Origin of the sequence: Limnochorda sp. LNt (assembly GCF_035593265.1) — a bacterium.
Lineage (GTDB): Bacteria > Bacillota > Limnochordia > Limnochordales > Geochordaceae > Geochorda > Geochorda subterranea.
The window spans coordinates 1,037,608-1,056,669 of record NZ_CP141614.1; the positions used below are offsets into that span (position 1 = coordinate 1,037,608).

Here is a 19,062-nt window from a genome sequence, read left to right on the forward strand (position 1 = left end):
ACCGCGAACCATCGCGCAAACCTTTGCCAGACCGGGGCCCGCCCGGGTCGGACAGGGAGGCTCGTCCATGCACGGAGCGGGAGTGCGGGATCGGGGACGCGTCTGGCAGCGGGTCGTCCCCTTGCTCGTGGCCCTCCTCGCCCACGGCAGCCTGACGGTCGCCGGGGCCCTGGCGGCCCCGGACCGGCCGCTCCACGTGGCCCTCATCTGGCACATGCATCAGCCCTACTACAAGGACCCGAGTTCCGGGATCTACCGGCTGCCCTGGGTGCGCATGCATGCCGTCAAGGACTACTACGACATGGTGGCCATGCTCGAGGAGTACCCCCGGATGAGGGCGACGTTCAACCTGGTCCCATCGCTCGTCATGCAGCTCGAGGAGTACGTCGAGCGAGGCGCCAGGGACGTCTACCAGGTCCTGACGGAGAAGCGGCCGTCCGAGCTGACCGATGACGAGAAGGAGTTCGTCCTGCGGCGCTTCTTCGATGCCAACTGGGACAACGTCATCAAGCGATACCCCCCATACTGGGAGCTCCTCCAGAAGCGGGGCACCTCGGGCACGGACGCCGAGATCGCCCGAGCCAGGGAGACCTTCACCGATCAGGACTTCCTCGACTTGCAGGTCTGGTTCAACCTGGCCTGGATCGACCCTGACCTCATCGCCGAAGACCCCACGATGAGGGCCCTCGTGGAGAGGGGCTCGGGCTTCACGGAGTCCGACAAGCGTGCGGTGCTCGCCAAGCATCGGGAGATCATGGGCCGGGTCATCGGTGTCTACCGCCGGCTCATGGAGAAAGGCCAGATCGAGGTCATCACCTCGCCCTTCTACCATCCCATCCTGCCGCTGGTGTGGGACACCAACACGGCCCGCCTGGCGAGCCCGTCGCTCAGGCTCCCATCCCATCGCTTCGCCCAGCCGGGGGACGTCGTCACACAGCTCGAGAGGGCGGTGGCCTTCTACCGGGAGCGGTTCGGACGGGATCCGGCCGGACTGTGGCCTTCCGAGCAGGCGGTCGGCCAGGGGATCGTCAGCTATGTGGCCAGCGCGGGCTTCCGGTGGATGGTGAGCAGCGAGGGCGTGCTGGCTCGGTCCCTTGGGGTCGAGCTGCGTGGCACCAGTGGCGAGCTGCTGAGGCCCGAGGTGCTGTACCGTCCCTACTGGGTCACGGCCGGCGGACGGCAGGTGGCGATGCTCTTCCGTGACCTCGTGCTGTCCGACCGTATCGGCTTCCAGTACGCCGGGATGCCGGCCGCTCGGGCGGTCGACGACCTCATCGGCTACTTGCACGCCATGCAGCGCCGTCTGTCCGACCAGCCGGGGGAGTTCGTGGTCACCATCGCCCTCGACGGGGAGAACGCCTGGGAGTGGTACGCCAACGATGGCAAAGAGTTCCTCGACGAGCTCTACCGGCGCCTCAGCACCGATCCGCGGCTCGAGCCCGTCACCGTCAGCGAGTATCTGGCGGCCCACCCGCCCCAGGACGTCATCGAGTCGCTGTGGACGGGCTCCTGGATCGCCGACAACCTGGAGACCTGGATCGGCGAGGAGGAGGAGAACCGCGCCTGGGACTACCTCTACGAGGCCCGCACGGCGCTGGTGCGCTACCAGGCCTTGCACTACGACGACCCCGGTGCCGAGGCCCGCATCCAGGCCGCTCTGGAGCACCTGTACGCCGCCGAGGGTAGCGACTGGTTCTGGTGGTACGGGGCCGACCAGGACTCGGGCAACGACCCGGCGTTCGACGCGCTGTTTCGGGCGCACCTGGCGGCGGTCTACGAGTCCATCGGTCAGCCCGTGCCCGAGTATCTGGAGTTGCCCATCGTGGCTCCCCCGTTGGCCAGGGCCGCCTCGGCGACCACCGGGCGGCTGACGGCGCGGGTGGACGGGGCCGTCGGCGCGGGCGAGTGGGACCAGGGCCTTCGCTTCGACGCCGAGGCCCGGCCAGACAGCCCGGTCGACGCCCTGTGGGTGGGTTACGACGACGGGCGCCTCTACCTGCGGGCCGATCTGAGCGCACCGGCCAGCCGCCTGCGTGACACCGGCACGGATCTGCGGGTCTACCTGTCGCATCCCCGGTACCTGACGGTCAACGCCCGGCCGCGCGAGGCCTCGCAGGGGCAGGGTGCTCCTCCGCTCGGCTTCGGGATCGCCTACGAGCTGCGAGCCGACCTGGGGCGCACGCCCGTGCGCCTGCAACTGTCGAGGGCGCTGGGTGGCGGCGAGTGGGAGCTGGTGGCCGAGCTGCCCGAGGAGGCGGTCGCGCTCGGTGACGCACCGGACGGCCGGGGGGCCGTGCTGGAGGCCGCTGTCTCGTGGGGCGAGGTGGAGCTCCAGGCTGCCGAAGCCGTCATGCTGGCCCTCGTCGCCTTCGACGGGGCGGGCGGGGTGCACGTCCTTCCCTCCGCGGGGCCAGTGCGCGTGCAGGTGCCCGAGGTGATCCGGGGCGACCTGGTCTTCGCGTGGGACGACCCCGTCGGCGACGACCACGGACCGGGCACCTACGTCTACCCGGGTAACGCGGTCTTCCAGCCGGGCGTCTTCGACCTGAGGCGCTTCGAGGTCTTCGACGAGGGCAACGACGTCGTCTTCAAGGTGTGGCTGGCCGGCCCCATCGACAACGTCTGGGGTTCGCCCATCGGCCTCTCGGTACAGACCATCGACATCTACCTGGACACCGACCGGGTGCCGGGCTCGGGAGAGACGGCGGCCCTGGGAGGCCGGCGGGCCACGTTCGCCCCGGAGTGGGCGTGGGAGTACGCCATCTGGGTGGAAGGGTGGAACCAGCGCGTCTTCGCCGCCGACGCGGTCCAAGGTGGAGCCGCACCGGAAGGGGGAGCGGGGCCGCTGCGGGTCAGCGTGGATGCCGCCGAGCGCTCCGTGACGGTGCGGGTGCCCAAGGCGGTCATCGGCGAGCCGCGACCCAGCTGGGGGTACCAGGTGCTGATCCTGGGGCAGGAGGGCTACCCCGAGGGCGACTCGCTCAGGGTCCGGGAGGTCAAGGCCCATCGCGCGGAGTGGCGATTCGGTGGTGGCGACGATGGCTCCTGGGACCCCAACGTCATCGACATGCTGGCACCATCGGGCACCACGCAGGAGGCCATCCTGAGCGCCTACAGCGTGACCGGGCAGCGTCTGGCCGTCGTGCCGATGGTGTCGGGCAGCGGGCCTCAGGAGGCCGGGACGTCGCGGTGAGCACCTCGGGGCGGGCCAGTGCCCGGAGACGGGGCCAGGCGAGCGCGACCGGTTCGCGGGCGTTTGCTAGCGAGGGACGAGTCACCATCCGGGACGTGGCTCGACTGGCCCAGGTCTCGCCATCCACCGTCTCCCGGGCCATGGCTGGCAACCCGCGCATCAGCGAGGCGACCCGGGCGCGGGTGCTGGAGGCCATGGAGCGCCTGGGCTACCGGCCCAACGCTATTGCCCGCAGCCTGGTCACGAGGACGTCCCGAACGTTGGGGATCGTGCTGTACCGGCCCGCCGACGAGGCCTTCGCCCATCCCTTCTTCGCGGAGGCGCTGCGGGGCGTGGCGAGCGTGGCACAGGCCAACGGCTACAGCCTGCTCGTCACCACGGCCGAGACGTACGAGATGGAGGCCCAGCAGTGCCTGGCCATGCTGGAGGAGCGCAGGGCCGACGGCGCCGTGCTGCTGGCCTCGCGCTCCTCCGACCCGCTGGTGGCCAGCCTGCTGCAGCGGCAGCATCCCTTCGTCGTGCTGGGCCGGGTCCCCGACCGAAGGTCCGTCTACTGGGTCAACAACGACAACTTCCAGGCGGCTGCCATGGTGGTGCTCCATCTGCTCCAGCTCGGGCACCGAGAGCTGGCCGTGGTGGGAGGCCGGCCCGAGTTGGTGGTGACGCAGGACCGACTGGAGGGCGTCACCTCCACCTTGCAGGAGGCGGGCTTGGGCCTGGCCCCCGAGCGGATCGCGCTCGGCGACTTCACGTGGGAGCACGGCTACCGGGAGACGTCCCGCCTGCTGGCCCAAGGTCGGCCTCCCACCGCGATCGTCGCCATGGACGACGTGCTGGCCGCAGGCGTGATACGGGCCGCCCGAGAGCGGGGCCTCGAGATCCCCCGGGACCTCTCCGTCGTCGGGTTCAACGACGACCCGATGGCCCAGCTCCTGACCCCGCCCTTGACCACCGTGCGCATCCCGGCGAGGGAGCTCGGCGAAGCGGCGGCACGTCAGCTCATCGACCGCCTCGATGGCAGGATACCCCCCGTGCGCCACGTCGTCCTGCCCGTCGAGCTGGTGGTGAGGGGTACGACCGGCCCCCCGCCGGCTCGGGGCGTGAGTTAGCGAGGCCGGGGTCGGGGCCGGCGAAGGGGGTGAGCTCCGGGGGCTGGTCGTCACGTCGATGAGACGGGCGTAAGGCACGTAGGACGGGCCATGCGGAAGGAGGAGCCTTGATGCGCATCGTCAGCAGGCTTCGGGACGTGCTGACCGTGGCCTTGTCGGTCGCGCTGGTATCGACCTTGAGCTTGGGAGCGGCGGCGGCCGAGGAACGCCTGGTCATCTGGTCGAGCGAGGCCCAGGTGCCGGCGCTTCTGCCCATGGCGCAGCAGTTCGAGGAGATGTACGGGATCCCGGTCCAGGTGACGGAGCTCGGCTTCGGCGACATCCGGGCCAACTTCAGCGTCGCCGCCCCGACGGGCGAGGGCCCCGATCTGATCGTCGGCGCTCACGACTGGGTGGGGGAACTGGCCCGCAACGGGTTGCTGGAGCCCATCCAGCTGACGCCGGCCGAGCGCGAGGAGTTCACCGAGGTGGCCCTGGACGGCTTCACCTACGGGGGCCAGCTCTACGGCATCCCCTATGCCATCGAGGCCATCGCCATCATCTACAACAAGGAGCTGGTCCCGACGCCCCCTGCCACCTTCGACGAGCTGTTGTCCGTCGCTCGCCGGTTGACGGATCGTAACCGCCGCCAGTACGGCTTCCTCTATCCCAACACGGACGCCTATCACTCCTTCCCGTTCCTCTCGGCGTACGGCGGCTACATCTTCCGCTTCACGGAGCAGGGCTTCGACCCCGGCGACGTGGGACTCGACAGCCCCGGGGCCATCCAGGGGGCCCGCATCATCCAGCGGCTGGCCGTCGAGGGCCTGGTGCCCCAGGGGACGGACTACCAGACCATGCAGGGACTCTTCACCCAGGGGCAGGCCGGCATGATGATGACGGGACCCTGGGAGGTCGACAACGTCAAGCGCGCGAGGATCAACTACGGCGTCGCCAAGCTTCCGACGTTCGACGGCAACGTGGCGCGTCCGTTCGTCGGAGCCCAGGGGTTCATGATCAACCGGTTCAGCCCCAACAAGATCCTCGCCATGGAGTTCCTGCGCGAGTTCATCATGACCAAGGAGGGCCAGCTGGCCATCTGGCGAGAGGACCCGCGCATCCCCGCGTTGCGGGCGGCCTTCGAGGAGGTGGCCGACGATCCCGACATCGCGGCCTTCGGCGCCAGCGCCGCGGACGGCATCCCCATGCCCAACATCCCGGAGATGGCGGCGGTCTGGGGAGCGCTGGGCGACAAGCTGACGCTCATCGTCAACGGGGAGCAGGACCCCGAGTCGGCGATGAAAGACGCGGCGCGCCAGGTGCGTGACACGCTCGCGGCGGGTCGGTAGGCGGGGTCGTCGATCCTGACGGCCATGCGAGGAGGGGGCGAGGCGGTCGGCGCCCCCCCTCCTCTCGGCGGAGGCGAGTGAATTGCGGACGCCAGTCACGGGACGAGGGGATCTCCGACCAGCCGCACCCTACGGTGGGCTGGCGCGGGGAGTGGGCCACCTGGCGAGGCTGCTGGCGCTGGGGACGCTGGATGCGCTCGGCGCCTGGTTGGCGGCGCGCCTGTACCTCGACGGCGCTGTCTGGCCGGCCGTGGCACTGGTGGCGGGCCTGGTGGGGACGACGTGGGTCTTCACCAGCCGGCGGGCCTACCCGCTGCGGTACGTGTGGCCCGGACTGGTCTTCTTCACCATCCTGGTGGTCTACCCCATCGGCTACACGATAGCGGTTGCCTTCACCAACTACGGCACGGGCCACCTGCTCTCCAAGCGCCAGGTCATCGAGCAGTTCGAGTCGGCCCTGTACGTGCCCGAGGGCGCGAGTCGGGTGCCGTACGCGGCCTTCGAGGGACCCTCGGGCACCATCGAGCTGGTCGCCCGCGTGGGGCCGGAGCGGTGGCTCCTGTTGAAGGATGACCGTGCGGAGGTCCTCGACCCCCAGGAGGCGGGTGTGGAGGACCTCGATGGGGACGGCCGGGCCGAGCGCTTCGGAGGGCGAACGGCCCTGACCGGCGCGCAACTGGCTCGCAGGCTCTCGCAGCTGCGTGCGGCGCGCTTCGAATGGGGCGACTCGGTCCTGCGGGTGGTGAGCCTGAGAGACCTGGAGCAGGCGCGGCACGCCTACGATTACGACCCGGCGTCCGATACGCTGGTGGACCGCCGCACGGGCGATGTCTACCGGCCCGTCAAGGGCTACTTCACCAATGACGTGGGACAATTCCTGGAGCCCGGCTTCGTCGCGCCGGTCGGGCTCGAGAATTTCGTCCGGCTCTTCACCGATCCCGCCATCTCGCGGCCGTTCGTCAGGGTCTTCGTCTGGACCTTCGTCTGGGCCGGCCTCACGGTTGCCATCCAGTTCGTCGCGGGCCTGGCCCTGGCGCTGCTGCTCGACGACCCGTACCTGCGCCTGCGCAACCTCTACCGGAGCATCCTCATCCTCCCGTACGCCATCCCGGCCTTCATCTCGGCCCTGATCTGGGTCGGCCTGCTCAACACCGAGGTGGGGGTCATCAACGACATCCTGCAGGGCCTCTTCGGCATCGGACGGATCCCGTGGCTCCAAAACCCGTTTTGGGCCAGGGTGGCCCTCTTTCTGGTCAACCTCTGGCTCGGCTATCCTTACATGATGATCGTCACGCTGGGGGCCTTGCAGAGCATCCCGTCGGAGCTGTACGAGGCGGCGCTGGTGGACGGCGCCCGCCCATGGGACGTGCTGCGGACCGTGACGTTGCCGTTGTTGATGGTGGCGGTCTCGCCGCTTCTGGTGGGGTCCTTCGCCTTCAACTTCAACAACTTCAACGTCATCTACCTGGTGACGGGCGGCGGGCCGCCGATGGCAGGGGCCCAGACCCCCGCCGGGCACACCGACATCCTCATCTCCTACACCTACCGCCTCGCCTTCCAGGGGGGACAGGGCACGCAGTTCGGGTTCGCAGCGGCCATCTCCATGCTCATCTTCGTCATCGTGGCCGTGGTGAGTGCCATCAACTTCCGCATGACCGGCGCCTTCGAGAGGGTGAGCGAGAATGTATAGACGGCCGGGCCTGCTGGGTCAGGTATGGCGCCAGGCGTTGGCCCTCGCAGCCGTCGCGTTCGCGCTCTTCCCGGTGGCGTGGATCCTCTCGGCATCCCTCAGCCCCACCAACACCCTGGTGGGACAGCGCCTCATCCCCAAGCAACCCTCTCTCGAACACTATCGAGAGCTGTTCTCCAACCCCGCCCACCCCTTCGGCTTGTGGCTGTGGAACAGCATCAAGATCTCTGCCATGGCCGCTGCGCTCACCATGGCCATGGCGGCACTGGCGGCCTACGCCTTCTCGCGGTTCCGCTTCAGAGGGCGGCGGGCCGGGCTGTTGACCTTGCTGCTGGTGCAGATGTTTCCCCAGATGCTGGCCATGGTCGCCATCTACCTGATGCTGCTCGGCATCGGGCGCTACTTCCCGGCTATGGGCATCAACACCCACGGAGGCCTCGTCCTGGTCTACCTCGGTGGGGCGCTGGGCTTCAACACCTATCTCATCAAGGGGTACTTCGACACCATCCCGCGCTCCATCGAGGAGTCGGCCATGATGGACGGCGCGACGCCGTTTCAAGCCTTCCTCCACGTCATCCTGCCCCTCGCCCGGCCGGTGCTGGCGGTCATCTTCCTGCTGGCGTTCATCGGCACCTACTCCGACTTCCTGCTGGCCAGCATCCTGCTGAGGGACCGAGATCTGCTTACCTTCGCCGTCGGGCTCCGGATCTTCATCACCGGTCAGTACTCGACACGGTGGGGCATGTTCGCCGCGGCCTCGCTGGTCGGGGCGTTGCCCGTGGCGACCATCTTCTACCTGCTGCGCAACCAGTTCGTCTCGGGCCTGACGCAGGGGGCGGTCAAGGGATGACCGCGGAGTCGGGGCCCCTGGTCGACCACCGGGCTGAGTGGCCCATGGCCTCCCAGCCCTCACCGGGGCGGCTGCGTGTCGTCTTGCGAAGCGCCCGAGGACAGGTCGCCGAGGCCTCCGTGGTCTGGGCGGACCGCTACGCCTGGCAGGTGGCGCTGCCGGCCACCGGCGGCGCCCGCTCGGCCTGGCAGGAGCGGCCTTGCCACCATGCGGGTCACGACGCGCACTGGGACTATTGGGAGGCGGAGCTGGAGCTGGCGAGCGGTCGCTTCGCCTACTGGTTTCGGGTCGTCTCGGCCTCCGGCGTCTGGTGGGTCGGCGAGGGCAGGATGGGGCGGGGTCGTGAGGGGGTGTGGCCCTTCGAGTGGCCTCATGCGCTGGCCGCCGAAGGGCCCCAGGTGCCCGAGTGGGCGCGCGGCGCTTTCTTCTACCAGATCTTCGTGGACCGCTTCTTCAATGGCGACCCCTCCAACGACCCGCCGGGGACCCGACCCTGGCCGGCCCGTCCCCTGGAGCCCGTGGCCAGGGGTTCCGGCATCTTCTACGGCGGCGACCTGGCGGGCGTCATGGCCAGGCTGCCGTACCTGGCGGAGCTGGGCGTGGATGCCATCTACCTGACGCCCATCTTTCGCTCGCCCACCAACCACAAGTACGACACCGAGAGCTAGCTGGAGGTGGACCCGGCCTTCGGGACCGCCGAGACGCTGGCCGAGCTGACCCACCAGGCCCACCGCCACGGCATCCGGGTGCTTCTCGACCTGGTATTCAATCATTCGGGCGACCGCTTCTTCGCCTTCCAGGACCTCTTGATGCGGGGCGCCGCATCCCCGTACCGAGATTGGTACTTCCCCCGCGGACTGCCCGTCATGCAGGAGCCGCCCAACTACGAGACCTTCGCCGACCACGTGGCGACCATGCCCAAGCTCAACACCGCGCACCCCGAGGTGCGCCGCTACCTGGTGGGCGTGGCCCGTCACTGGATCGAGCGGGCCGACGTGGACGGCTTCCGCCTTGACGTGGCCAACGAGGTGGCGCGGGTGCTGTGGCGGGAGCTGATGGAGGCGGCGAAGGCCTCAAAGCCCGACGTCTTCGTGGTGGGCGAGGTGTGGCACCGCGCCTCGTCGTGGCTGCGGGACGGCTGCTTCCACAGCGTCATGAACTACCCCTGGCGCTCGGCCGTCATCGACTTCCTGGCCCGGGATGCCATCGGGCCGGCGGCGTTTTGGGAGTACCTGGAGGGGTTGCGTCTCGCCTACGCGCCCCCGGCCAGCGACGCCCTGGTCAACCTCATCGGGAGCCACGACACCCCTCGCTTCCTCACGCTGGCGGGCCGCCAGCTCTGGCGATTGCGCCTGGCGCTACTCTTCCTGTTTGCCTACCCGGGCATCGCGCAGATTTACTATGGCGACGAGGTGGCGATGGAGGGCGGGGACGACCCTGACTGCCGGCGGCCCATGGACTGGGAGCCGGGACCGGACGGACAGGCCGTGCGCGAGCTGGTGCGGGCCCTGGGGCAGGCGCGGCGGCGCCACCCGGCCCTGCGCACGGGGCGGCTGCGGCTGGCCGGCCTCGATTCTCGAGCCGGGGCCCTGGCCTTCTGGCGCATCCTGCCCGGGCAGGGAGCCTGCCTGGCGGTCCTCAACCGCGGCAACGAGCCCTGGCAGCTCCCGCTCGCCACTGCATGGCGGGCGGCCGGGCCGGACGCCTCGCTCCCGGGACCCGAGGCCATGCGGCTGGAGGTCACCACCGCCGGCGACGGTGCCTCGGGGCCCGTGCCCCCGGGCTCGGCGCCGGAGCCCGGAGGGGCCCTGATGGGTGAGGGCATCTTGAGGGTGCCGCCCCGCACGGGCCTGCTCCTGTCGCTGGCCCCGACCGTCGGCCGCGAGGATCCGCCGGTCCGCCCGTGAACTGATTGCAGAGGGCGACCGACGGGAATGGAGAGCATCGCCAATCGGCTGGCGTCGATCCGCCAGCGCATCGAGGCCGCGGCCCATGGCTGCGGCCGCAATCCGGCCGAGATAGGGCTGGTCGCCGTCAGCAAGGGGGTCGACCCGGACCGGATCCAGGAGGCCTACGCCTGCGGCCTGCACCTCTTCGGTGAGAACCGCGTGCAGGAGCTGGTGGCCAAGGTGGAGGCCCTGCAGGGCCGTGGCCTCGACGCCCTGGAGTGGCACATGGTCGGCCACCTGCAGCGCAACAAGGCCCGTCACGTCGCGCGTCACGTCACGGTACTGCACTCGCTGGACAGCCTGGCCCTGGCCCAGGAGCTGGATCGCCACCTGAGCCGGCTCGGACGTACGCTGGACGTCCTGGTGGAGGTCAACGTCTCGGGCGAGCCGACCAAGTGGGGGGTCCACCCCGACGAGGCGCCAGCCCTGGTGCGAGCGGTGGCGTCCGTGCCGACCCTGCGGTTGGTGGGTCTGATGACGGTGGGCCCGCGGACCGACGACCCGCAGGCGGTGCGGGCTGCCTTCCGCACGCTGCGGCACCTGCGGGATCGCATCCGCGACGAAGGGTGGGCGGGGCCTGCCTTCGCCCATCTGTCGATGGGGATGTCCTCCGACTTCGAGGTGGCCATCGAGGAGGGTGCCACCCTCCTCCGGATCGGGACGGCCCTCTTCGGCCCTCGAGCGGGGTGAGGGGCGCCCCTGTGAGTTGGGCTCGCCTAAACCGTCGGCTCCGGCTTGGCTAAGGCGGCTCCCGGTGGATAGACTGCGCCCGGGGGGAGCCGAGGAGCGGTGGCGTCCGCACGGGTCAGCCGGGGCATCCGGGTCGGTCTCGTCACCATCGTCGTCAACCTGGTCCTGGCGGCTGCCAAGGTGGCAGCCGGGTGGTGGGGGCGTTCGTACGCCCTGGTGGCGGACGGGGTCGAGTCGCTGACCGACATCGGCACCACGCTGGGTTTCCTGGCGGCACTGCAGCTGGGCGATCGCCCGCCCGACGCCGACCATCCCTACGGCCACCGCCGGCTCGAGTCGGAGCTGACCCGGCTGCTGACTCTGGGGCTCATCGCGGCCGGCGGCCTCATCGGCTGGCAGTCGCTGCGGAGCCTGGGGCAGCCCCTTCGTCCCGACTGGGTGGTGCCAGCCGTCGCGCTGGTCTCCATCGGGGTCAAGGAGTGGATGTTTCACTACACCGTCCGGGCGGGGCGACGCCTGGCGAGCCCGGCCCTGGTGGCCAACGCCTGGCATCACCGCTCCGACGCCCTCACGTCGGTGGTGACCCTGGTGGCGGTCGTCGGGGCCATCCTGGGATGGCCCTGGCTCGATCCCCTCGCCGGCCTCACCGTGGCCGGCGTCATCGTCTGGGTCGCCGCCCGCCTCTACTGGCGGGCGACCCGGGAGCTGATCGACACGGCGCCACCCCGGCCGATCATGCGGCGCCTGATGGATACCGCCCGCAAGACGCCGGGCGTCCAGCGTGTGATGCGGCTGCGTGCCCGGCTGCACGGCGACCGGGTGCTGGCCGACCTGGTCATCGCCGTGGATCCGGGCCTCACCGTGGAGCGAGGCCACGACATCGCCGAGTCGGTCGAGCAGGCCCTGCACCGGGCCTTGCCGGAGCTCTTGGACGTGACGGTGCACGTGGAGCCCGGCCTCAGCCGAAGCGCCCGGTGATGTAGGCCTCGGTACGAGGGTCCCGGGGGTTGGAGAAGAGTCGCTCGGTCTCGTCGAACTCCACCAGCTCCCCCATCAGGAAGAAGCCCACGTAGTCCGACACCCGCGCCGCCTGTTGCATGTTGTGGGTGACGATGACGACGGTGACCGAGTGCTTGAGCTCGGCGATGAGGTCCTCGATGCGTTGCGTGCCGACGGGGTCGATGGCGCTGGTCGGCTCGTCCATCAGGAGCACCTCGGGCGAGACGGCCAGTGCCCGTGCGATGGAGAGGCGCTGCTGCTGACCACCGGACAGGCCCGTCGCCGGGGCGCCCAGACGATCCTTGACCTCGTCCCACAGGGCCGCCTGGCGCAGGGCCCGCTCCACCGCCTCGTTGAGCACGGGCCGCCGGCGCTCGCCGGCCAGACGCAGGCCCACGGCGACGTTGTCGAAGATGTTCATGGTGGGGAAGACGACCGGCTTCTGGAAGACCATGCCTACCCGGCGCCGGATCGCGATGGGGTCCACCCTCGGGGCGTAGATGTCCTCGCCGTCCAGCAGCACGGTACCCTCCACGCGCGCCGACGCGGTGAGGTCGTGCATGCGGTTGAGCACCCGCAAGAACGTGGTCTTGCCGCAGCCCGACGGCCCGATGAGCGCGGTGACCCGGCGGGAAGGGATGCCGAGGCTCACATCGTGCAAGGCCCGGCGCTGCCCGTAATAGACGGAGACGTGGCGGGCCTCCATGGCCAGCGCAGGGGCCGTGCGTCTCGCCATTCGCTCTCTCTGCGGCTCCTCGGCCACCAGGACTCCCGGGGGCCCCTGGTCGAGTGCGGTCTTGGCCAGCATCGCCATGCGATGACCTCCTCCGACGGCCTTCTCAAGCCCGTTGCCGCGTCATCCATCGAGCCGCCAGCGTGGCCGACAGGATCAGCAACACCAGCACCAGCGAAGCTGCCCACGCCTGGGCGTGCCACTCGCGGAAGGGGCTGATGGCGTAGACGAAGACCCGCAGCGGCAGGCTGTCCATGGGCCGGGTCGGGTCGAGGCTCAGGTACGGGTTGCCGAACGCCGTCAGCAGCAGCGGGGCCGCCTCCCCGGCGACCCGGGCCAGGGCCAGCAGCGCTCCCGTCACGATGCCGTAGCGTGCCGCGGGCAGCACCACCGAGACCGTGACCCGCCAGCGGGGCAGGCCCAGGGCCATGCCGGCCTCCCGCAGCTCCCGGGGCACCATGCCCAGCGCGCTCTCGGTGGCGCGGATGACGATGGGGATCATGAGCAGGCCCAGCGCCACGGCTCCCGCCAGCGCCGAAAAGCTGCGCATGGGACGCACCACGAGCTCGTAGGCGACGAGCCCCATGATGATGGCCGGCATGCCGCCCAGCACGTCGCCCACCAGGCGCACCATCGGCGCCAGCCGGTGCTGGCCGTACTCCGACAGGAAGATGCCGCCGCCGACCCCGATGGTGACGCCGATGAGGCTGGCCATCAGGTTGATGACCAGGCTGCCGACGATGGCGTTGCGCACGCCGCCCCCCGGCTCGCCGACGGGCGCCGGATCGCGGATGAAGAAGGCGAGATTGAGGGCCCCGATGCCCTCCCGCACCACGTAGCCCAGCACCAGGAAGAGGGGCAGCAACGCGATCGCTGCCCCCATCGCCACGAGCAGGGCCATCGCGCGGTCGCGCAGGCGGCGATGCCCGGCAGCCGGCGCGGCCCTCATGCCGCACGCCCTCCCGGGGTGAGGCGGCGGACGAGCCAGCGAGCGGCGAGATGGACCGCCACGGCCAGCAGGAAGAGGTAGAAGCCGACGGCCACGAGGCTCGACAAGTGCAGGTCGTCGACGGCCTCGGTGAACTCGTTGGCGATGACCGATGCCATGGTGGCCCCCGGCCCGAAGAGGCTGCTCGGGATCTGGTGGGTGTTGCCGATGACCATGGTCACCGCCATGGTCTCACCCAGGGCACGCGCCAGGGCCAGGATGACGCCGGCCACGATCCCTCCTCGGGCATAGGGGAGGATGGCGGTGCGCACCACCTCCCACCGGGTGGCGCCCAGGGCGTAGATCGCCTCTCGCTGCTCGGCGGGCACCTGCCGGATGGCGTCGCGTGCCACCGAGGCGGTGAACGGCACGATCATGATGGCCAGCACCAGCACGGCCGAGAGGACCCCGAACCCGGCCGGCGGGCCCAGCCAGGTCAACAGCCACGGTGCCGTCTCCGCTGCCCACAGGTAGACGGCCAGCTCCACCGCCCGCACCGCCGGCACCAGCACGAAGATGCCCCACAGTCCGTAGACCACGCTGGGCACGGCGGCCAGGAGATCGGCCAGGTAGGCGACGATCTGCCCGAGCCATCCCGGCGCGTACTCCGTCACGAAGAGGGCGACGGCCAGCGCCGGCATCACCGACAGCGCCAGGGCGGCGAAGCTGGTGATGAGCGTACCGGCCACGAAGGGAAGGGCGCCGAAGCGCAGCTCCAGCGCCGGGTCCCATCGCATCCCGGTCAGGAAGCCCCACAACCCGAAGCGCTGCAGCGCCTGGGCGCCCCCGGCGTACAGGTGGTAGGCGGTGAGGGCCGCCGCGAGCACGACCCCCATGGCCAGGCCGAGCACCAGGGCGAAGAAGAGGCGATCGCCCGCAGGCCCGTACAGGAGCCTCCGGCGAAGCCCGCCTCCCGTGCCGTGGCCCTGGGCGGGCGCATCCGGGCCGCGGGTCGCACGCGTCATGGCCTCGTCGGACGCCGAGATATCATCTCGCCCCCTCGCCTGCGGACAGCCTCGGCTGGCGCGTGCCGGCACCCGCCAGCAGCGGCTCGCCGCGGAAGTGGAGGCCCATCAGCAACGCCTCCGCCCGCCTCACCACGGCCTCCGGCAAACGGGCATAGTGGAGCGACTCGTTGTAGCGTTGCCCCTCGTGCACGATCCACCACAGCAGCTCGGCCAGCGCCCGGGCCTGCCCCACCGATGGCGTGCTCAGACTGAGATCCTGGTACACCAGCAGCCAGGTCAATCCTGCGATGGGGTAGCCGTCGGGGGCCTCGGTGTCGGTCAGCGAGACCCGGGTGTCCGGCGGCATCGGGACGACCGCGGCGGCCGATACGCTCTCCAGCGTGGGCAGCATCCATCGCCCGGCCCGGTTTTGTACCATGCCGAACGACATGCGCTCGCTCAGGGCGTAGACCATCTCGACGTAGCCGATGGCCCCCGGGATCTGCCGGACGAGGCCGGCCACCCCCTCGTTGCCCTTGCCCCCGAGGCCGGTGGGCCACGCGACGCTGGTGCCGACGCCTACCCGCTGACGCCAGCGGGGCGACACCTTGGCCAGGTAGTCCGTCCAGACGAAGGTGGTGCCCGACCCGTCGGCGCGATGCACCACCACCACCGGCAGGGGCGGCAGGGCGACGCCCGGGTTGAGCCGCTGGATACGCGGATCGTTCCATCGGGCCACTTCGCCCAGGTAGATGTCAGCGAGCAGGTCGCCGGTAAAGCGCAGAGGTCCTTCGACGCCGGGGAGGTGATAGCTGACCACCACCGCCCCCAAAGCGGTGGGGATGTGCAGGACCGGGCCCGGGTACTGAGCCATCTGGTCGTCGGCGAGGAAGGCGTCAGAGGCGCCGAAGTTGACGGTGCGCTCCCGGAGCTGTCGCTGGCCTCCGCCCGAGCCGATGGACTGGTAGTTGACCCGTACGCCCGTGAGCCGGTGATAGACGTCGAAGTAGCGGGAGTAGAGAGGGTACGGAAGCGTCGCCCCCGCCCCGGTCAGGGCCTCGGCCGCCCTCGCCGCTACCATGCGGTGGGGGCCGTCGAACGCCCCACCGAGCAGCAGGGCCATGGCCACCACCAGGGTCGTCGCCAGGTGCGGCGGCCGTGGGCGGGCCGTGCCGACTCTCCTGCTCACCTCACCGCCTCCTGAGAAGGCCGTGATTCCGGCCCTATCGTGGCGGAGCGGTGTTTCCCGGGTTATACGGCCTTGTTTCGATCCCGTTAAGGCTGTATCGTGCAGCCAGAGAGGGGAGTCAGCGACTTCGTGAGCCTGGTGCTCGAGGGCCTGGTCAAGCGCTTCGGCACGGTGGAGGCGTTGCGGGGCCTGAGCCTCGAGATCCCTCGGGGCACGGTCTTCGGCCTCATCGGCCCCAACGGGGCCGGCAAGACCACCACGATGCGCGCCATCCTGCGGATCGTCGAGCCGGACGCCGGACGCATCGCCTGGGACGGGCAGCCCGTGGAGCGGCTGCCGCTTTCCACCTTCGGCTACCTTCCCGAGGAGCGGGGCCTGTACCCCAAGATGCGGGTGCGCGAGGAGCTTCGTTTCTTCGGAGAGCTCCACGGCATGCTACGCCGATCCATCGACGAGGCCGTGGAGCGATTCGCGGAGCTGCTCCGCATGCACGACATCCTGGATCGCAAGGTGGAGGACCTCTCCAAGGGCAACGCGCAAAAGGTGCAGTTCGCGGCCGCCTGCATCCACCGCCCTCCGGTCTTGATCCTGGACGAGCCCTTCGGCGGACTCGACCCTGTCAACGTGAGGCTCTTCAAGCGGGCCGTGGGGCGACTGCGAGCCGATGGCACCACCATTCTCTTCTCCAGCCATCGCATGGAGCATGTGGAGGAGCTATGCGACGGCGTCTGCCTCATCAGCGGGGGTCGGGTCGTCATCCAGGGACGCGTCGACCAGGTGCGCCGCGCCACCGGGCGGCGGGTGCTGCGGCTCGCGTGGGAGCAGGAGGACGAAGGCGCCCGGGCCTTGCTCGACTCGCTCGTGCGGCGCGGGTGGCAGGTGTCGCAGGGGGCCAACGGGGTCTGGCAGATCAGCTGGACCGACGGGCAGGTGGAGACGACTGAGGAGGCCCGCGATCTGCTCGCCTCGGCGACCTCGGTGGGGCTCGTGCGGCTCTGGGAGCTGACCTACCCCTCGCTGGAGGACGTGTACGTCGAGACGGTCGGGGCAAGCGCCCTGGAGGAGGACGCGGTGGCATGAGCCGAGCGGTGTGGGTGATCGCCCGACGCGAGTGGCGAGCGCTGGTCTCCTCCCGGGCGTATCGCTTCGCCACGCTGGTGGGGGCCCTGGCCCTGCTGGCGCTGTCGCTCTTGCCCCTGTTGCTGACACGGGCGCAGCAGGAGTCGCCCTCGACCGTGGCGGTGGTCGACGAGGCCGGGGGTGTCCTGGAGCAGATGCGGGCCGTGGAGGCGGTGCTGCCACCGGCCCTGAGGCCACCGGTGGAGTGGCGCCCGGCGGGTTCGTCGCCCATGGCCGAGGGGGCGAGGGACCTGACGCTCCACATCCGCCGAGCGGCGGACGGCGAGCTGGAATGGGTGGTGACAGGTGAGCGCGTCGACGACGCGGTGGTGCGCGGCCTGCAGCAGGTGGCCACCCCCGTGGCGGTGGCGGACCGCTCCCGACGCCTGGGCATCGAGCCCGAGGTGGCTGTCTCCCTCCAGGCGCCCGCCCGGGTGCGGGTCGAGTCGGGCGGAGCCGCCGACGTGACCGCGGGCGCTGCGGCGAGCGTGGACGGGCCCCCGGTGGGGGAGATCATGGCGCTGATGTTGATGCTGATGCTGTACATGACCCTCACCCTCTACGGGTCCGTCGTGGTCAACGGCGTGACGGCCGAGAAGGGCAGCCGTGTCGTGGAGATGCTGCTGGTGGCGGCGCGGCCGGGCGAGCTCCTGCGGGGCAAGCTGCTGGGGATCGCGGCGGCGTCGCTGGTGCAGTACGCGATCTGGGCCGCGGTGGGCTCCATCGCCTTCGTCTTGCAACGGGGGGCGCTGGGGGCGCAGCTGAGCCAGATGCTGGGAGCGCCCGTCGAGCTCCAGGGGATCCCCCTGCGGCTCGTGGGTTACCTGGGGCTCTTCTTCGTGCTGGGCTTCACCAGCTTCGGGGCCCTCTTCGCGGCGTCGGCCTCCCTGGCCAGCCGCCCGGAGGAGTCCTCGCAGACCATCTGGCCCCCCATGGTGCTGATCGTGGCCGGCTACATGCTGGCCGTCTTCTCCTTGCCGGACCCGGCATCCCGCCTGGCGGTCGTCAGCTCGGTGCTGCCCTTCGTGGGGCCTCTGGTGATGTTCGTGCGCATCGCGCTGGCACAGCCGCCCCTGGTGGATGTCGCGCTCAGCGTGGGCGTATCGACGCTGACCGCCTACCTGACGCTGCGGCTGGCCGAGCGGGTCTACCGGACGTCGCTGCTGCGCATGCGACGCACCTCGTGGTCGGCGGCCCTGCGGGAGGGGAGGGGGGCTGCCCGGTGAGCGGCCTGGTGGCGGTCGCCCTGTACGTGGGGGCCATGCTGGCCTTGAGCCCGATGGGGGAGGGGCCTGCGGCCACCGTGGAGGATGCCGTCTCGGCCGCCGCCGCAGCGATGGCCGACGCCCACCTCGACCAGCACCGTCCGCCGTCGTGGGGGCAAAGCTCCGACGGCGACCCGGATCCGGTGCGACCGCTGATGGAGGCCGCCTCGGCGGTGGGGTCCCCTTACGGGCTGGGTGCACTGCTGGCCGGCGTCGCACTGGTGGACCCCGACACCGCCCTGGCGGGAGCCCAGGCTCTGGCGGGGGCCGGCATGACGACCGTCGCCGTCAAGGCGGTCCTGGGCCGCTTGCGCCCGTCGACCGGAGCCGGCGCCGGCGAGTGGGCGGGCCCGTCGCCCCCCGACGACAGCCGCCAGTCGATGCCGAGCGGTCACGCCGCCCTGGCCGGCGCCGTCATGGGGGCGCTCGGTCGCTCCCATCCCGGGGCGGCCCCGGCGCTCGAGGCCGCCGCGGTGCTGATCGGGCTCAGCCGCGTCTACCTGGGCCTCCACTGGCCCACCGACGTGCTGGCGGGCGACGCCCTCGGCGACTGGTGGGCCGACGCCATCGCATCGGGCGACGGCGCATAGCGAGGCCCCGACCCGGGCACCACTTGCTCGAGGGAGCGAGCCGTGGGCCTGGGACCTGAAGACCGCGCGCTGATCCGCCGCATGGTGGTCGAGGAGATTCGCCGGCAGATGGGGGGCGGCGCCCTGCGACCGACCCCGCTGGCCGCGCGCCCTGTCGTCTCGGCCGGCCTGCCCCCATCGGGCCTGACCGATGAGCGGGCCGCGGCGTCGTCGGGGCCGACCGCTCCTTCCGAGCGCCGCTCGCCGCCTCCCGAGGTGAATCGAGCCGCCCACATGCTGGCCGACACCCAGGTCGGCGTCGGAGGGGCCCTCGAGACGGCTCTGCGGGATCTGGACGACCTGGTGGTCCGGGCCCAGACCCTGGCCGAGAAGATCCGCAGCACCCTACGACGCACGGAGCCGTCGGGTCGGGGGCGATAGGGA

General features: G+C 70.7%; 15 protein-coding genes and 1 pseudogene. 12 read left to right on the top strand and 4 right to left on the bottom strand.

Translation table 11 applies throughout. The features are described 5' to 3' along the window. Positions 1-67: 67 nt before the first annotated feature. From VLY81_RS04865 to VLY81_RS04900, 8 genes and pseudogenes are all read left to right on the top strand, one after another. The gene (locus tag VLY81_RS04865; protein WP_324669904.1) at positions 68-3,193 is read left to right on the top strand and encodes a glucodextranase DOMON-like domain-containing protein; all 3,126 of its coding nucleotides are present in this window, start codon (positions 68-70) and stop codon (positions 3,191-3,193) included. Then, complete coding sequence (locus VLY81_RS04870) at positions 3,190-4,302, top strand: LacI family DNA-binding transcriptional regulator (protein ID WP_324669905.1); 1,113 nt, start codon at positions 3,190-3,192, stop codon at positions 4,300-4,302. Before VLY81_RS04865 ends, VLY81_RS04870 begins: the two co-directional genes overlap by 4 nt. A 110-nt stretch (positions 4,303-4,412) precedes the next feature. Further along, positions 4,413-5,630, top strand: a complete 1,218-nt coding sequence (gene malE / locus VLY81_RS04875; RefSeq protein ID WP_324669906.1) for a maltose/maltodextrin ABC transporter substrate-binding protein MalE — start codon at positions 4,413-4,415, stop codon at positions 5,628-5,630. A gap of 151 nt (positions 5,631-5,781) precedes the next feature. Continuing rightward, positions 5,782-7,320 (top strand): maltose ABC transporter permease MalF, encoded by a 1,539-nt coding sequence (gene malF / locus VLY81_RS04880; RefSeq protein ID WP_324669907.1) that lies wholly within the window; start codon positions 5,782-5,784, stop codon positions 7,318-7,320. Next, entirely contained in the window at positions 7,313-8,170 is an 858-nt protein-coding gene (locus VLY81_RS04885; protein WP_324669909.1) for a sugar ABC transporter permease, read from the top strand. Before malF ends, VLY81_RS04885 begins: the two co-directional genes overlap by 8 nt. Continuing rightward, a pseudogene (locus tag VLY81_RS04890) lies at positions 8,167-10,077 on the top strand (glycoside hydrolase family 13 protein). Before VLY81_RS04885 ends, VLY81_RS04890 begins: the two are co-directional and overlap by 4 nt. 27 nt (positions 10,078-10,104) lie before the next feature. Beyond that, positions 10,105-10,809, top strand: coding sequence for a YggS family pyridoxal phosphate-dependent enzyme (locus VLY81_RS04895; RefSeq protein ID WP_324669910.1), 705 nt, complete (start codon positions 10,105-10,107; stop codon positions 10,807-10,809). A gap of 99 nt (positions 10,810-10,908) precedes the next feature. Continuing rightward, positions 10,909-11,787, top strand: coding sequence for a cation diffusion facilitator family transporter (locus VLY81_RS04900; protein ID WP_324669911.1), 879 nt, complete (start codon positions 10,909-10,911; stop codon positions 11,785-11,787). On the opposite strand, the gene pstB is transcribed toward VLY81_RS04900, so the two are convergent. The 4 genes from pstB to pstS form a co-directional block, all read right to left on the bottom strand. Continuing rightward, the gene (pstB, locus tag VLY81_RS04905) at positions 11,768-12,544 is read right to left on the bottom strand and encodes a phosphate ABC transporter ATP-binding protein PstB (protein WP_405001333.1); all 777 of its coding nucleotides are present in this window, start codon (positions 12,542-12,544) and stop codon (positions 11,768-11,770) included. The genes VLY81_RS04900 and pstB overlap by 20 nt on opposite strands. A gap of 103 nt (positions 12,545-12,647) precedes the next feature. Then, positions 12,648-13,490 carry a phosphate ABC transporter permease PstA gene (pstA, locus tag VLY81_RS04910; RefSeq protein WP_324669913.1) on the bottom strand — a complete coding sequence of 281 codons (843 nt, stop codon included), beginning with the start codon at positions 13,488-13,490 and terminating at the stop codon, positions 12,648-12,650. Further along, a complete protein-coding gene (pstC, locus tag VLY81_RS04915) occupies positions 13,487-14,494 on the bottom strand; it encodes a phosphate ABC transporter permease subunit PstC (RefSeq protein WP_324669914.1) in 1,008 nt (335 codons plus the stop codon). The genes pstA and pstC overlap by 4 nt, the downstream gene beginning before the upstream one ends. A gap of 22 nt (positions 14,495-14,516) precedes the next feature. Further along, entirely contained in the window at positions 14,517-15,599 is a 1,083-nt protein-coding gene (gene pstS / locus VLY81_RS04920; RefSeq protein ID WP_405001334.1) for a phosphate ABC transporter substrate-binding protein PstS, read from the bottom strand. Positions 15,600-15,794: 195 nt separating this feature from the next. Here pstS and VLY81_RS04925 point away from each other — a divergent pair, with 195 nt between their 5' ends. The 4 genes from VLY81_RS04925 to VLY81_RS04940 are packed head-to-tail and all read left to right on the top strand — an operon-like array spanning position 15,795 to position 19,059. Beyond that, positions 15,795-16,745, top strand: coding sequence for an ABC transporter ATP-binding protein (locus tag VLY81_RS04925; RefSeq protein ID WP_324669916.1), 951 nt, complete (start codon positions 15,795-15,797; stop codon positions 16,743-16,745). Further along, positions 16,742-18,010, top strand: a complete 1,269-nt coding sequence (locus tag VLY81_RS04930) for an ABC transporter permease (RefSeq protein WP_324669917.1) — start codon at positions 16,742-16,744, stop codon at positions 18,008-18,010. Before VLY81_RS04925 ends, VLY81_RS04930 begins: the two co-directional genes overlap by 4 nt. Beyond that, entirely contained in the window at positions 18,007-18,639 is a 633-nt protein-coding gene (locus VLY81_RS04935) for a phosphatase PAP2 family protein (RefSeq protein ID WP_324669918.1), read from the top strand. Before VLY81_RS04930 ends, VLY81_RS04935 begins: the two co-directional genes overlap by 4 nt. Positions 18,640-18,681: 42 nt before the next feature. Beyond that, entirely contained in the window at positions 18,682-19,059 is a 378-nt protein-coding gene (locus tag VLY81_RS04940; protein ID WP_324669919.1) for a hypothetical protein, read from the top strand. Positions 19,060-19,062: the final 3 nt, after the last annotated feature.

Bases quoted from the DNA above. Each gene is read 5' to 3' on its own strand.
- VLY81_RS04865 (WP_324669904.1), top strand. From the start codon at position 68: ATGCACGGAGCGGGAGTGCGGGATCGGGGACGCGTCTGGCAGCGGGTC.
- malE (WP_324669906.1), top strand. From the start codon at position 4,413: ATGCGCATCGTCAGCAGGCTTCGGGACGTGCTGACCGTGGCCTTGTCG.
- VLY81_RS04885 (WP_324669909.1), top strand. From the start codon at position 7,313: ATGTATAGACGGCCGGGCCTGCTGGGTCAGGTATGGCGCCAGGCGTTG.
- VLY81_RS04895 (WP_324669910.1), top strand. From the start codon at position 10,105: ATGGAGAGCATCGCCAATCGGCTGGCGTCGATCCGCCAGCGCATCGAG.
- pstB (WP_405001333.1), bottom strand. From the start codon at position 12,544: ATGGCGAGACGCACGGCCCCTGCGCTGGCCATGGAGGCCCGCCACGTC.
- pstA (WP_324669913.1), bottom strand. From the start codon at position 13,490: ATGAGGGCCGCGCCGGCTGCCGGGCATCGCCGCCTGCGCGACCGCGCG.
- pstC (WP_324669914.1), bottom strand. From the start codon at position 14,494: ATGACGCGTGCGACCCGCGGCCCGGATGCGCCCGCCCAGGGCCACGGC.
- pstS (WP_405001334.1), bottom strand. From the start codon at position 15,599: ATGGCCCTGCTGCTCGGTGGGGCGTTCGACGGCCCCCACCGCATGGTA.
- VLY81_RS04930 (WP_324669917.1), top strand. From the start codon at position 16,742: ATGAGCCGAGCGGTGTGGGTGATCGCCCGACGCGAGTGGCGAGCGCTG.